A 12,532-nucleotide genomic window follows, 5' to 3' on the forward strand; every position below is an offset into this window, starting at 1 on the left:
GGTCATGACCGAGATGGTGGTCCACCCGCTCGACGCCGACTCGCCGGTGCCGCCCTTCGAGCAGCTCCGCGCCCAGATCGCGACGCGCGCCGCCTCCGGCGACCTGCCCGCCGGCACCCGCCTCCCGACCGTGCGCGCGCTGGCGGCCGACATCGGGCTCGCGGTCAACACCGTCGCCAAGGCCTACCGGGCGCTGGAGGCCGACGGCGTGATCGCCACCGAGGGCCGGCGGGGCACGTTCGTCGCGGCCAGCGCCGCCGGCTCCGGGGCCGATGCCCGCGACGCCGCGGCGGCGTACGTCGCCGCCGCCCGGCGGCTCGGCCTCACCCTCCCCGAGGCGGTCCGTCTCGTCGAGCGGGCCTGGTGACGCGACATGCGGTACGTGGTCTACGGCGCGGGCGCGGTCGGCGGCGTCATCGGCGGCCGCCTCCACCTCGCCGGGGTGCCGGTCACCCTGGTCGCGCGCGGTGAGCACTTCGTCCGCCTTCGCGAGCACGGCCTGGTGCTCGACGCGCCCGAGGGACGTCATCGCATCGAGGCACCCGTCGTCTCCTCCGTCGCCCAGGTCCACTGGAGCGCGGAGACGGTGGTGCTGCTGACCGTGAAGTCGCACCAGACCGCGGCCGCCCTGGACGACCTCGTGCGTCACGCCCCGCCGAGCACGGTGGTCGCGTGTGCCCAGAACGGCGTCGCCAACGAGCCGGAGGTCCTGCGCCGGTTCGCCGCGACGTACGCCGTGTGCGTGATGCTGCCCGCCCTGCACCTCGACCCGGGCGTGGTGGTGCAGAAGTGCGGGCCGACGCCGGGGATCCTCGACCTGGGCCGGTACCCGCAGGGCGTGGACGCGACCGCCGAGGCGATCGCGGCCGACCTCGGCCTGGCCGGCTTCGAGTCGCGGCCGCGACCGGACATCATGGCGTGGAAGTACCGGAAGCTGCTCACCAACGCCGCCGGCGACGCGGCGACGCTCTTCGCTGGCGACGAGGCGCCAGGGCTCGCCGAGCAGGTCGCCGCGGAGGGAGAGGCCGTCCTGGCCGCCGCCGGGATCAGCGCGGTCACGGCGGCCACGGACGACGAGCGCCGCGGCGACCTCCTGCAGCCCCGGCCGGACATCGGCTTCGGCGGCAACTCGCTCGCGCAGAGCCTGGCCCGGGGGCTCCCCACCGAGATCCACCACCGGGTCGGCGAGCTCGTGCTGCTCGGGCGGCTGCACGGGGTGCCGACCCCCGCATGCGACCGGGTGCTCCGCGAGTGCCTGAAATGACGACGACCCGCCAGCAGTCGCTGGCGGGTCGTCGTGCCGACGTGCGAGACCTGGGTCAGGCCTTGTCCTCGTCCTCGGCGGTCTCCTCGGTGGCCGGAGCCTCCTCGGCGGCCTCCTCGGCCACGACCTCCTCCGCGACGTTCTCGACGAGAGCGTCCTCGGCGACGACGTCCTCGGCGACGGCCTCCTCGACCGGGGCCTCCTCGACCGGGGCCTCCTCGACCGGGGCCTCCTCGACCGGGGCGGGGGCAGCAGCGGCCGGAGCGGCCTTCTTCGCCTTGGGGGCCGACGGCTGGTAGGCCTCGGTCACCAGCTCGATGACCGCCAGCGGGGCGTTGTCGCCCTTGCGCGGCCCGATCTTGGTGATCCGGGTGTAGCCGCCGGGCCGCTCGGCGAAGGTCGGCGCGATCTCGGTGAACAGCGCGTGCACGACCGACTTGTCGCGGATGGTCTTGAGGACCTCGCGACGGTTGTGCAGGTCACCCTTCTTGGCCTTGGTGATCAGCTTCTCGGCGTACGGCCGCAGCGCGCGGGCCCGCGACTCGGTCGTCGTGATCCGGCCGTGCTCGAACAGCTGGGTGGCCAGGTTCGACAGGATCAGGCGCTGGTGGGCCGGGCTGCCGCCGAGGCGGGGACCCTTGGTGGGCTTGGGCATTGCTCTCTCTTTTCTCTCCGGCCGTACGAGGTACCGGGGTAGACGACCGCCCAGGATGGCGATCGATTTTCACTTGTCCAGCAATCCGTGTCCCGGTCACCCGAAGCACGACCCTCAGGCCGCCAGGCGACCGGAACCACAGACTGCGTCAACTGCGGCGCGGCAGCGTGGCGCCGAAGGCGACACGCTCGCGCAATTCCATCAGTACTGCTCGTCCTCGACGAAGGCATCGTCGTCGTCATCGCCGTACGCCGCGAGGGCGGCGTGCGGGTCGAAGCCGGGCGCGCTGTCCTTGAGGGACAGGCCCATCTCGACCAGCTTGGCCTTGACCTCGTCGATCGACTTCGCGCCGAAGTTGCGGATGTCGAGCAGGTCCTGCTCCGAGCGGCTGATGAGCTCACCCACGGTGTGGATGCCCTCGCGCTTGAGGCAGTTGTACGAGCGGACGGTCAGCTGCAGGTCCTCGACCGGGAGGGCGAGGTCGGCGGCCAGCTGCTCGTCGACCGGCGACGGGCCGATGTCGATGCCCTCGGCCTCGACGTTCAGCTCGCGGGCCAGGCCGAAGAGCTCGACCAGCGTCTTGCCGGCCGAGGCGATCGCGTCACGGGGACGGATCGACGGCTTGGTCTCGACGTCGATGACGAGCTTGTCGAAGTCGGTGCGCTGCTCGACACGGGTGGCCTCGACCTTGTAGGTCACCTTGAGGACCGGGCTGTAGATCGAGTCGACCGGCATCCGGCCGATCTCGTTGTCCGCGCCCTTGTTCTGGACGGCGGAGACGTAGCCGCGGCCGCGCTCGACGACCAGCTCCATCTCGAGCTTGCCCTTGTCGGACAGCGTGGCGATCTTCAGGTCCGGGTTGTGCACCTCGACGCCGGCCGGCGGCGCGATGTCCGCGGCCGTGACGTCACCGGCACCCGACTTGCGCAGGTACATGGTGACGGGCTCGTCGTGCTCCGAGGAGACGACCAGGCCCTTGAGGTTGAGGATGATCTCGGTGACGTCTTCCTTGACACCCTCGATGGTCGAGAACTCGTGGAGGACGCTGTCGATCTTGATGCTCGTGACCGAGGCACCGGGGATCGAGCTGAGCAGGGTACGACGCAGCGAGTTGCCGAGCGTGTAGCCGAAGCCCGGCTCCAGGGGCTCGATGACGAACCGCGAACGGAACTCGTCGACGGTCTCTTCCGACAGAGTGGGGCGCTGTGCGATGAGCACTTGTTTCTTTCCTTTCCGGGCCCACCCGCTATTTGACGGGCCCGAACTTCAGGGTCGACGGAAGGTGAGGACGGCGCCGCGACTCCTCGCGGTCTCCACGGCGCCGACCATGGTCACTTCTTCGAGTAGAACTCGACGATGAGCTGCTCCTGGACCGGGATGTCGATCTGGGCCCGGACCGGGAGCTGGTGGACGAGGATCCGCATCCGCGACGGGATCGCCTCGAGCCACGCCGGGACGACGCGCTCGCCGTGGGTCTCACGAGCCACGATGAACGGGGTCATCTCGAGCGACTTCTCACGGACGTCGATGACGTCGTGCGCGGCGACCTGGTAGGACGGGATGTCGACCTTCTTGCCGTTCACCTTGAAGTGACCGTGCACGACCAGCTGACGGGCGTGCCGGCGGGTGCGAGCGAACCCGGCCCGGTAGACGACGTTGTCCAGGCGGCACTCGAGCAGCTGGAGCAGGTTGTCACCGGTCTTGCCGGCACGGCGGGACGCCTCGGAGTAGTAGTTGTGGAACTGCTTCTCCATCACGCCGTAGGTGAAGCGAGCCTTCTGCTTCTCACGAAGCTGGAGGAGGTACTCGCTCTCCTTGATGCGGCCACGGCCGTGCTGGCCGGGCGGGTAGGGACGGCGCTCGAAGGACGAGTCGCCACCGACGAGGTCGACGCCGAGGCGGCGCGACTTCCGGGTCATGGGGCCGGTGTAACGGGCCATCTTCTACAAGTCTCCTGTTCGAAATCCGGTGGTTGAGCAGGCGCGCTGGCGCCGTCTCGAAACCTCAGACGCGGCGGCGCTTCGGCGGCCGGCAGCCGTTGTGGGGCGTGGGCGTGACGTCCTGGATGGTGCCGACCTCGAGGCCGATCGCACCCAGCGAACGGATCGCCGTCTCGCGGCCCGAGCCCGGGCCCTTCACGAAGACGTCGATCTTCTTCATGCCGTGCTCCATCGCGCGGCGACCGGCGGCCTCGGCGGCCATCTGCGCGGCGAACGGGGTGGACTTGCGCGAGCCCTTGAAGCCGACGGTGCCGGCCGAGGCCCACGAGATCACCGCACCGGTCGGGTCGGTGATCGTGACGATCGTGTTGTTGAACGTGCTCTTGATGTGGGCCTCGCCCACGGCGACGTTCTTCTTCTCCTTGCGGCGCACCTTCTTGGCGCCGGCCGCGGTGCGGCTCTTGGGAGGCATGCAGTAACTCCTGAGGTTTCTGGTCTGGAAGCTCTGTGAACGACGAGGATCAGCGCGTCAGCGCCGGATCACTTCGCCTTCTTCTTGCCGGCAACCGTGCGCTTCGGACCCTTGCGGGTGCGGGCGTTGGTCTTGGTGCGCTGACCGCGGACCGGGAGGCCCTGACGGTGACGGCGACCCTGGTAGCTGCCGATCTCGATCTTGCGACGGATATCGGCCTGGACCTCGCGACGGAGGTCACCCTCGATCTTGAAGTTGGCTTCGATCTCGTCACGGAGCTTGACCAGCTCCTCATCGCCGAGCTCGTGGACGCGCAGGTCGGGGTTGACCCCGGTGGCGGCCAGGAGCTGCTGGGCGCGGGTACGGCCGATGCCGTAGATGTAGGTGAGTGCGACCTCGATGCGCTTGTCGCGCGGGAGGTCCACACCAACGAGGCGTGCCATGTGGTGGCCTTTCGGGTTGCGCGGTGGTGTCAGTCGTGACGCGCCGGCGTCCGCCTCGGACGACGCTCCGGCCACTGCTCCGGAGGTGGTTCGCGATCTCGGTGGTCGAGCCTGTCGAGACCGCTAAGCGATCACGTTTGGTTTTCAGTTGTGGTCGGGCCCGTCTTCCGTCTTGCGGGACTTCGACGCGCCCGTTCCGGCCTCGCAAGCTCGGCCGGAGGGCTTGCTCAATCTGCGGCTGAGACGCCTCGCGCTCCTTCGTCGCGCGTGGCTTCAGCCTTGACGCTGCTTGTGACGCGGGTTCTCGCAGATGACCATGACGCGTCCGTGGCGACGGATCACCTTGCACTTGTCACAGATCGGCTTGACGCTCGGCTTGACCTTCACTGTCAGGCCCTTTCCGGTATCGGCTGACTATTTCGACGGCGAGCTCGCGAGCTCGCTCACTTGTACCGGTAGACGATCCGACCCCGCGTGAGGTCGTACGGCGAGAGCTCCACCACGACCCGGTCCTCGGGGAGGATCCGGATGTAGTGCTGGCGCATCTTGCCGCTGATGTGGGCGAGAACCTTGTGACCGTTGCTCAGCTCCACGCGGAACATCGCGTTCGGAAGGGCCTCCACGACGGTGCCCTCGATCTCGATCACGCCTTCTTTCTTCGGCATGTCCTCCACAATCTGTTGATCTGGTGTCTACCGTGACCCGGGAACCGCCCGCCCTCCCCCCGTGATGCAAAGGGTGGGCGGTGGACCTCGTAGAGCCGCTCGGGGGACCTCATCCCGGGCACAGGGGTGAGCCACTCGAGGAGTGATCCACCCAGGTGATCCGGGCAGCCGCGAGGCACCACGAAACAGACCCACGTTGGGCCGACGCACCAGTCTAGTCGGAACCGGCGCGGAAACACGAATTTCACCGGCCGCTCCGTCTCGAGCTTGCTCGAGACGGAGCGATCAGCCGGGGAGGTTGAGGAGTGTCGGTTGGGACACGAGCGCCAGCGAGTGGCCCAACGACACGTCTCGAAACCCAATGCCGATGTGGCACCGTTGCTCCCCCCGGGCATTACCTGTCATGAGGATGCTGCGGTGAGGGAGACCGAGGCCCGGGACCGCCTGGCGGCCGTGTACGACGAGTGCGCACCGCGGGTCTACGCCTACGCCGTGCGCCACTGCGGGCCCACGGAGGCCGACGACGTGGTGGCCGAGACGTTCGCGATCGCCTGGCGCCGCCTCGAGGCGCTGATCTGACCCTGCCGGTCGAACTCCTCGACGCCGCCGGCACCGTCCTCCGCACCGTCGACGACCTCTACTCCTGACCCGCGTCAGCCGGCCAGCAGCTCCAGCGTGCGCTCGCGCGCGGGGCTGCGGCCGGCCTCGGTACCGGTGAAGGCACCCGCGACCGGGTGCACCATCACCTCGTCGACGGCGTACGTCGTGGCGAGCTCCTCGATCCGGGCCCGCGCGGCGTCGGGGGTCCCGATGATCCAGCGCCGCGCCATCGCGTCCATCAGGTCCAGGTGCGCGGGCGGCAGCTCGACCTTCTCGGCCTCCTCGACCAGCCGCTGCGGCCGGAGCTCGCCGCCGGTGCGCAGCGCCAGCATCGCCTGGAGCTGCGGCAGCGCCAGCCGGCGGGCCTCCTCGTCGGTCTCGGCCACGACCGCGTTGACGGTCAGGAAGGTCCTCGGCTCGGCGAGCTCGGGCGAGGGCCGGAACCCGTCGCGGTAGAGCGCGAGCGCCTCGGCGGTGCCGCTGCCGGAGAAGTGGTGCGCGAAGACGTAGGGCATCCCCTTCTCGGCCGCCAGCCGGGCCGAGTAGTCCGAGGAGCCGAGCAGCCAGATCGTCGGCACGCTGCGCGCCAGCGGGGTGGCCTTCAGCGGGTAGGTGCGGCCCTGGATGCCGAGGCCGACGCCGGCGGGCTCCATCATCGCGAGCACGTTGTCGACGTACTCGGGGAACCGGGAGACCGCCTCGTCACTGACTCCTCCACCCCCATGCCGCAGGGCGTACGACGTGACCGGGTCGCTGCCCGGCGCCCGTCCGATGCCGAGGTCGATGCGACCGGGGAAGGCGGCCTCGAGGAGGGCGAACTGCTCGGCGACGACGAGCGGTGCGTGGTTGGGCAGCATCACCCCGCCCGAGCCCACCCGGATCCGCTCCGTGGCCCCGGCGACCAGACCGATCAGCACCGGCGGGTTGGTCGCCGCCACCGCGGACATGTTGTGGTGCTCGGCCAGCCAGTAGCGCTCGTAGCCGCGCGCGTCGGCGACCCGCGCGAGCGCCAGCGAGGCCGCGACCGCGTCCGGCGTCGCCTGGTCGGTGCGCACCGGCACCAGGTCGAGGACCGACAGGGACAGGTCACGGGTGCTCACCTCGGGGCAACCCGCGCGCCGGGGCCGGCTATTCCGTGCCGTCTGCGCCGGGCGCCCGCAGGTTGCCCGTGTGCTCCTCGATCTCCGGCTCCGACATCCGCCGCGAGGCCATGATGCTGGCGACGCCGGTGACCACCAGGGTCACCACGATCACGCCCAGGCTGAAGAGCGAGGAGATGTCCGGCACCGAGACGTGCTCGCCGTCGTTGATGAACGGCAGCTCGTTCTCGTGCAGCGCGTGCAGGACGAGCTTGATCCCGATGAAGGCCAGGATGAACGCCAGGCCCAGCGAGAGGTAGACCAGCTTCTTGAGCAGGCCACCGAGCAGGAAGTAGAGCTGGCGCAGCCCCATCAGGGCGAAGACGTTCGCGGTGAAGACCAGGTACGGCTCCTGGGTGATGCCGAAGATCGCCGGGATCGAGTCGAGCGCGAAGAGCAGGTCGGTGGTGCCCAGCGCGATGATCACGATCAGCATCGGCGAGACCAGGCGCGCGCCGTTCTTGCGGTACCAGAGCTTGAGGCCGTGGTACTCGTCGCCCACGTTGAGGTGGGTCTGGGCGAACTGGACGATCCGGTTCTCCTCCGGGTGCTCGTCCTCGTGGCTCCGATAGCTCTTGACCAGGCCGTACGCCGTGTAGACCAGGAACGCGCCGAAGATGTAGAAGACCCAGCTGAAGTTGTTGATCAGCTGGTAGCCGAGCGCGATGAAGATGCCGCGGAAGACCAGCGCCAGGATGATGCCGACCATCAGCGCTTCCTGCTGGTATTCGCGTGGCACCCGCAGCGCCGCCATCAGGATGATGAAGACGAAGAGGTTGTCGATCGACAGCGAGTACTCCGTCAGCCAGCCGGTGTAGAACTCGATGCCCATGTCGTGGCCATGGGAGATCCAGATCCAGGCGCCGAAGGCGACCGCCGCGCCGATGTAGACGCTCAGTGCGATCGCGCACTCACGGAAGGACGGCTCGTGCGGGTTGCGCGCGATGACGATGACGTCGAACAACAGCACCGCGCACGTGGCGATGATGGTGATGGCCCACTCGAGGGTCGTGATCTCCAACGAAGGCTCCTGCAGGTCGGGGGACGGGAAACCGTCAGAGGTCTCTCCCACCACCGCGGCGGCCCACGGGCCCGGAGGCGGTCACCGCCTCGTGCTGACGAACCCGCAGCGAAGGGATACTCCCCACTGCGCGGCCAATCCTGTCACATGGAGGGCGAGTACCCGGACTCAGCGTCCGCCGAACCTGACCCCGAGCGCGGTCAGCGCGGCCTCGCCGCCGTCGAGGGCGGTGAGCACCCACGTGCCCGTGGCGGTCAGCGTGAACGTGTGCTCGACGTGCGCCGCCCGGCTGCCGTCGGCCGTGACGGCGGTCCAGTCGTCGGCGAGCAGGTCGGTCTCGGCGGTGCCGAGGGTGACCATCGGCTCGACGGCCAGCGCGAGGCCCTCGACCAGACGGGGGCCCTTGCCCGCGCGACCGTAGTTGGGCACGTCGGGCGGCTGGTGCATCGCGGACCCGATGCCATGGCCGGTGTAGTCCTCGACGATGCCGTAGCGGCCCTGCGAGCGCACGTGCCGCTCGATGGCGTGCGAGATGTCGGTGACGCGGCCGCCCAGGTGGGCGGCCGCGATCCCCCGCCACATCGACTCCTCGGTGACCCGCAGCAGCTCGGTCAGCTCGGGGGTCACCTCGCCGACCGGCACCGTGATCGCGGCGTCGCCGTGCCACCCGTCGACGATGGCGCCGCAGTCGATCGAGATGACGTCACCGTCAGCGAGCACCCGCTCGCCGGGGATGCCGTGCACGATCTCGTCGTTGACCGACGCGCAGATCGAGGCCGGGAAGCCGTGGTAGCCGAGGAACGACGGGCTCGCGCCCGCCGAACGGATGCTGTCCTCGGCGATGCCGTCGAGCTCCCCGGTGGACACGCCCGCCCGCACGTGGCCGCGCAGCAGCTCGAGCGTGCGGCCGACCACGAGGCCGGCCCGGCGCATGCCGTCGATCTGCTCCGGCGTCTTGATCTCGACGCCGCGGTCCCGCAGGCCCATCAGATGCCCCGGAGTCAGCTTTCGGGGACGACGTCGAGTGCGGTGAAGATCCGCTGCGTGACCTCGTCGACCTCGCCGAGGCCGTCGATCTCGTGCACGATGCCGCGGGCCTTGTAGACCTCGATCAGCGGGGCGGTCTGCTCGAGGTAGACCTGCTGACGACGCCGGATGACGTCCTCGGTGTCGTCGGCACGGCCCTCGACCTGGGCGCGCTGGAGCAGGCGGGAGACGATCTCGTCCTGGTCCACCGTCAGGCACACGACCGCGTCGAGGCGGTGCCCGGTGAACTTGATCATCCCGTCGAGCTCCTCGACCTGGGCGAGCGTGCGCGGGTAGCCGTCGAGCAGGAACCCGGAGACGGCGTCGGCGTCGTCGATCCGGTTGCGGACCATCAGGTTGGTCACCTCGTCGGGGACGTACTCCCCGGCGTCCATGTACCGCTTCGCCTCGATGCCGAGCTCGGTGCCCTCGGAGACGTTGGCGCGGAAGATGTCTCCGGTCGAGATCGCGGGGATCTTGAAGTGCTCGGCGATGAATCGGGCCTGGGTGCCCTTCCCAGCGCCCGGGGGCCCCATGATGATCAGCCTCATTTAGCGGAGGAACCCTTCGTAGTTGCGCTGCTGGAGCTGGCTCTCGATCTGCTTCACGGTGTCGAGGGCGACGCCGACCATGATCAGGATGCTGGTGCCACCGAACGGGAAGTTCTGGTTGGCCTCGATCATGGCGAACGCGATCAGCGGGATCAGGGAGATCAGGCCCAGGTAGAGCGCTCCGGGCAGCGTGATGCGGGACAGGACGTAGGAGAGGTACTCCTCGGTCGGCTTGCCCGCCCGGATCCCGGGGATGAAGCCGCCGTACTTCTTCATGTTGTCTGCGACCTCCTGCGGGTTGAAGGTGATCGAGACGTAGAAGTAGGTGAAGAACACGATGAGCAGGAAGAACACGATCATGTAGATCGGGTGGTCGCCGCGGACCAGGTGGGCGTTGACCCAGTCCAGGACCGCCGAACTGGAGTTCTGGTTGAACTGCACGATCATCGCCGGCAGGTAGAGCAGCGACGAGGCGAAGATGACCGGGATGACGCCGGCCTGGTTCACCTTGAGGGGGATGTACGTCGAGCTGCCGCCGAACATCTTCCGGCCGACCATCCGGCGGGCGTACTGCACCGGGATCCGGCGCTGCGCCTGCTCGACGAAGGTGACCGCCGCGACGACGATGAGGCCGATGATCATCACGACGCCGAAGACCCACCAGCCCTTGGACTGCTGGACCGCCCACATCGACGACGGGAACCCGGCGATGATCTGGGTGAAGATCAGCAGCGACATGCCGTTGCCGACGCCGCGCTCGGTGATCAGCTCGCCGAGCCACATGATGATGGCGGTGCCGGCGGTCATGGTCACGACCATCACCAGGAAGGTGGCGGTGCCGTCGTCGTGCAGCAGCGGGTAGACCGTCGGGTCACAGCCCTGCAGCAGGTTGCCCGACCGGGCCAGCGCGACGATGCCGGTGGCCTGCAGGACCGCGAGGCCGAGCGTGAGGTACCGGGTGTACTGCGTGATCTTGGTCTGGCCGGACTGACCCTCCTTCTTGAGGGCCTCGAGCCGCGGGATCACCACGACGAGCAGCTGCAGGATGATGCTCGCGGTGATGTAGGGCATGATGCCCAGCGCGAAGACCGTCAGCTGGAGCAGCGCCCCGCCGGAGAACAGGTTCACCAGGTTGTAGAGCCCGGCACTGTCGCCCTCTTGAGCGATGTCCACACAGGCCTGGACGTTGCCGACGTCCACACCCGGCGTCGGGATCTGGGAACCCAACCGGAAGACCGCGATGATCATCAGGACGAACAGCAGCTTGCGCCGCAGGTCCGGGGTCCGGAAAGCGTTCGCGAACGCGATCAGCACGACATCCTCTTTCTCCAAGCACGAAGCGGCCCAGGCGATCGCACCGCGAGGACCCGGGGCAGCCTAACAGGCGGCTGGACACCGCTCGGCCGTACGTCTGAATACACCTCGGCAGACACATCGGGCGCGGACGGTCCTGCGAGGTGCAGGACCGCCGCGCCCATGATGCTGGTGGTCAAACCGATCAGACGACGGTCGCCGAGCCGCCGGCCGCCTCGATCTTCTCCTTGGCCGACCCGGAGAACGCGTTGGCGCTCACCTGGACGGCGACGGACAGCTTGCCCTGGCCGAGGACCTTGACGGGGTGACCGTCGCGGACCGCACCCTTGGCCACGAGGTCGTCGACACCGATGGCGCCGCCCTCGGGGAAGAGCTCGTTGATCCGGCCGAGGTTGACGACCTGGAACTCCACCTTGAAGGGGTTCTTGAAGCCCTTGAGCTTCGGCAGCCGCATGTGGATCGGCATCTGGCCACCCTCGAAGGCGACCGGGACCTGGTAGCGAGCCTTGGTGCCCTTGGTACCGCGGCCCGCGGTCTTGCCCTTGGAGGCCTCACCGCGACCCACCCGGGTCTTGGCGGTCTTGGCACCCGGGGCAGGACGCAGGTGGTGCAGCTTGAGCGTCATGTCAGTCGACCTCCTCGACCGTCACCAGATGACGGACGGTGTGGACCATGCCACGGATCTCCGGGCGGTCCTCCTTGACGACCACGTCGCCGATCCGCTTGAGACCGAGCGTGCGCAGGGTCTCGCGCTGGTTGGCCTTGCAGCCGATCGTGGACTTCTTCTGCTGGACCTTCAGCTGCGCCATCAGGAGGTCACCTCCTCCGAGACCCCCGCCGGAACCTCGACCCGGGCCTTCAGCAGCGCCGCCGGGGTGACCTGCTCGACCGGCAGGCCGCGACGAGCGGCCACGGCCTCCGGCTGCTCGAGCATCCGCAGGGCCTCGACCGTCGCGTGCACGATGTTGATCTGGTTCGACGAGCCGAGCGACTTGCTCAGCACGTCGTGGATGCCGGCGCACTCCAGCACCGCACGCACCGGGCCACCGGCGATGACGCCGGTACCGGGCGCGGCCGGACGCAGGAGGACGACGCCGGCGGCCTTCTCACCCTGCACCGGGTGCGGGATGGTGCCCTGGATGCGGGGGACGCGGAAGAAGTGCTTCTTCGCCTCCTCGACACCCTTGGCGATCGCGGCCGGGACCTCCTTGGCCTTGCCGTAGCCGACACCGACCAGGCCGTCGCCGTCGCCGACGACCACGAGGGCGGTGAAGCTGAAGCGACGACCACCCTTCACGACCTTGGCGACACGGTTGATCGCGACGACGCGCTCGATGTAGGCGGTCTTGTCAGCGCCCTGGCCGCGACGGTCGTCCCGCCCGCCCCGGCGCTCGCCACCGCGCTGTCCGCGCTGGGCTCCGCTCATGAGACTGTTCCTCTTC

Annotated in this window: 18 protein-coding genes; 3 read left to right on the plus strand and 15 right to left on the minus strand. The window is 69.0% G+C overall.

Going from position 1 to position 12,532, the window contains the following annotated elements:
• Positions 1–4 precede the first annotated feature (4 nt).
• On the plus strand, positions 5–367 hold the full coding sequence (locus FHU40_RS08940) for a GntR family transcriptional regulator (RefSeq protein ID WP_183591853.1): 363 nt from the start codon (positions 5–7) through the stop codon (positions 365–367).
• A 6-nt stretch (positions 368–373) separates the two neighbouring features.
• Positions 374–1,264 carry a ketopantoate reductase family protein gene (locus FHU40_RS08945; protein WP_183591854.1) on the plus strand — a complete coding sequence of 297 codons (891 nt, stop codon included), beginning with the start codon at positions 374–376 and terminating at the stop codon, positions 1,262–1,264.
• A gap of 55 nt (positions 1,265–1,319) precedes the next feature.
• Here FHU40_RS08945 and rplQ read toward each other — a convergent pair whose 3' ends face one another.
• From rplQ to infA, 7 genes are all read right to left on the minus strand, one after another.
• Positions 1,320–1,919 carry a 50S ribosomal protein L17 gene (gene rplQ / locus FHU40_RS08950; RefSeq protein ID WP_183591855.1) on the minus strand — a complete coding sequence of 200 codons (600 nt, stop codon included), beginning with the start codon at positions 1,917–1,919 and terminating at the stop codon, positions 1,320–1,322.
• Positions 1,920–2,120: 201 nt separating this feature from the next.
• Positions 2,121–3,137 (minus strand): DNA-directed RNA polymerase subunit alpha, encoded by a 1,017-nt coding sequence (locus tag FHU40_RS08955; RefSeq protein ID WP_183591856.1) that lies wholly within the window; start codon positions 3,135–3,137, stop codon positions 2,121–2,123.
• A 113-nt stretch (positions 3,138–3,250) separates the two neighbouring features.
• A complete protein-coding gene (gene rpsD, locus FHU40_RS08960) occupies positions 3,251–3,859 on the minus strand; it encodes a 30S ribosomal protein S4 (RefSeq protein WP_183591857.1) in 609 nt (202 codons plus the stop codon).
• A 64-nt stretch (positions 3,860–3,923) separates the two neighbouring features.
• Positions 3,924–4,331, minus strand: coding sequence for a 30S ribosomal protein S11 (rpsK, locus tag FHU40_RS08965; RefSeq protein WP_028644819.1), 408 nt, complete (start codon positions 4,329–4,331; stop codon positions 3,924–3,926).
• A 68-nt stretch (positions 4,332–4,399) separates the two neighbouring features.
• Positions 4,400–4,774 carry a 30S ribosomal protein S13 gene (gene rpsM / locus FHU40_RS08970; protein ID WP_183591858.1) on the minus strand — a complete coding sequence of 125 codons (375 nt, stop codon included), beginning with the start codon at positions 4,772–4,774 and terminating at the stop codon, positions 4,400–4,402.
• 273 nt (positions 4,775–5,047) lie between these two features.
• Positions 5,048–5,161: a 50S ribosomal protein L36 gene (gene rpmJ, locus FHU40_RS08975; protein WP_011757308.1), complete on the minus strand. Its 114-nt coding sequence runs from the start codon at positions 5,159–5,161 to the stop codon at positions 5,048–5,050.
• A 56-nt stretch (positions 5,162–5,217) separates the two neighbouring features.
• Positions 5,218–5,439 (minus strand): translation initiation factor IF-1, encoded by a 222-nt coding sequence (infA, locus tag FHU40_RS08980; protein ID WP_011757309.1) that lies wholly within the window; start codon positions 5,437–5,439, stop codon positions 5,218–5,220.
• Between the two features lie 417 nt (positions 5,440–5,856).
• Between infA and FHU40_RS08985 the strand changes: the two genes are divergently transcribed.
• On the plus strand, positions 5,857–6,018 hold the full coding sequence (locus tag FHU40_RS08985) for a sigma factor (RefSeq protein WP_221199535.1): 162 nt from the start codon (positions 5,857–5,859) through the stop codon (positions 6,016–6,018).
• 74 nt (positions 6,019–6,092) lie between these two features.
• Here the strand turns inward: FHU40_RS08985 and FHU40_RS08990 are convergent, their stop codons facing one another.
• The 8 genes from FHU40_RS08990 to rpsE form a co-directional block, all read right to left on the minus strand.
• Positions 6,093–7,139, minus strand: a complete 1,047-nt coding sequence (locus FHU40_RS08990; protein ID WP_343057795.1) for an LLM class flavin-dependent oxidoreductase — start codon at positions 7,137–7,139, stop codon at positions 6,093–6,095.
• A gap of 28 nt (positions 7,140–7,167) precedes the next feature.
• Complete coding sequence (locus tag FHU40_RS08995) at positions 7,168–8,199, minus strand: TerC family protein (protein ID WP_183591859.1); 1,032 nt, start codon at positions 8,197–8,199, stop codon at positions 7,168–7,170.
• Between the two features lie 168 nt (positions 8,200–8,367).
• Entirely contained in the window at positions 8,368–9,186 is an 819-nt protein-coding gene (map, locus tag FHU40_RS09000; RefSeq protein WP_183591860.1) for a type I methionyl aminopeptidase, read from the minus strand.
• A gap of 14 nt (positions 9,187–9,200) precedes the next feature.
• The gene (locus FHU40_RS09005) at positions 9,201–9,776 is read right to left on the minus strand and encodes an adenylate kinase (protein WP_183591861.1); all 576 of its coding nucleotides are present in this window, start codon (positions 9,774–9,776) and stop codon (positions 9,201–9,203) included.
• A complete protein-coding gene (gene secY, locus FHU40_RS09010) occupies positions 9,777–11,090 on the minus strand; it encodes a preprotein translocase subunit SecY (protein ID WP_183592263.1) in 1,314 nt (437 codons plus the stop codon).
• A 184-nt stretch (positions 11,091–11,274) separates the two neighbouring features.
• A complete protein-coding gene (gene rplO, locus FHU40_RS09015) occupies positions 11,275–11,715 on the minus strand; it encodes a 50S ribosomal protein L15 (protein ID WP_183591862.1) in 441 nt (146 codons plus the stop codon).
• 1 nt (position 11,716) lies between these two features.
• Positions 11,717–11,899, minus strand: coding sequence for a 50S ribosomal protein L30 (rpmD, locus tag FHU40_RS09020; RefSeq protein ID WP_165228353.1), 183 nt, complete (start codon positions 11,897–11,899; stop codon positions 11,717–11,719).
• Positions 11,899–12,516, minus strand: a complete 618-nt coding sequence (gene rpsE, locus FHU40_RS09025) for a 30S ribosomal protein S5 (RefSeq protein WP_183591863.1) — start codon at positions 12,514–12,516, stop codon at positions 11,899–11,901. Before rpsE ends, rpmD begins: the two co-directional genes overlap by 1 nt.
• Positions 12,517–12,532: the final 16 nt, after the last annotated feature.

The organism is Nocardioides soli, from assembly GCF_014191495.1.
GTDB classification, from domain to species: Bacteria; Actinomycetota; Actinomycetes; order Propionibacteriales; family Nocardioidaceae; genus Nocardioides; species Nocardioides soli.

Excerpts from the sequence above, each read along its gene's own strand:
- rpsE (WP_183591863.1), bottom strand. The coding sequence starts at position 12,516 with ATGAGCGGAGCCCAGCGCGGACAGCGCGGTGGCGAGCGCCGGGGCGGG.
- rpmD (WP_165228353.1), bottom strand. The coding sequence starts at position 11,899 with ATGGCGCAGCTGAAGGTCCAGCAGAAGAAGTCCACGATCGGCTGCAAG.
- infA (WP_011757309.1), bottom strand. The coding sequence starts at position 5,439 with ATGCCGAAGAAAGAAGGCGTGATCGAGATCGAGGGCACCGTCGTGGAG.
- FHU40_RS09005 (WP_183591861.1), bottom strand. The coding sequence starts at position 9,776 with ATGAGGCTGATCATCATGGGGCCCCCGGGCGCTGGGAAGGGCACCCAG.
- FHU40_RS08940 (WP_183591853.1), top strand. The coding sequence starts at position 5 with ATGACCGAGATGGTGGTCCACCCGCTCGACGCCGACTCGCCGGTGCCG.
- rplQ (WP_183591855.1), bottom strand. The coding sequence starts at position 1,919 with ATGCCCAAGCCCACCAAGGGTCCCCGCCTCGGCGGCAGCCCGGCCCAC.
- rpsM (WP_183591858.1), bottom strand. The coding sequence starts at position 4,774 with ATGGCACGCCTCGTTGGTGTGGACCTCCCGCGCGACAAGCGCATCGAG.
- rpsK (WP_028644819.1), bottom strand. The coding sequence starts at position 4,331 with ATGCCTCCCAAGAGCCGCACCGCGGCCGGCGCCAAGAAGGTGCGCCGC.
- FHU40_RS08945 (WP_183591854.1), top strand. The coding sequence starts at position 374 with ATGCGGTACGTGGTCTACGGCGCGGGCGCGGTCGGCGGCGTCATCGGC.
- rplO (WP_183591862.1), bottom strand. The coding sequence starts at position 11,715 with ATGACGCTCAAGCTGCACCACCTGCGTCCTGCCCCGGGTGCCAAGACC.
- rpsD (WP_183591857.1), bottom strand. The coding sequence starts at position 3,859 with ATGGCCCGTTACACCGGCCCCATGACCCGGAAGTCGCGCCGCCTCGGC.
- map (WP_183591860.1), bottom strand. The coding sequence starts at position 9,186 with ATGGGCCTGCGGGACCGCGGCGTCGAGATCAAGACGCCGGAGCAGATC.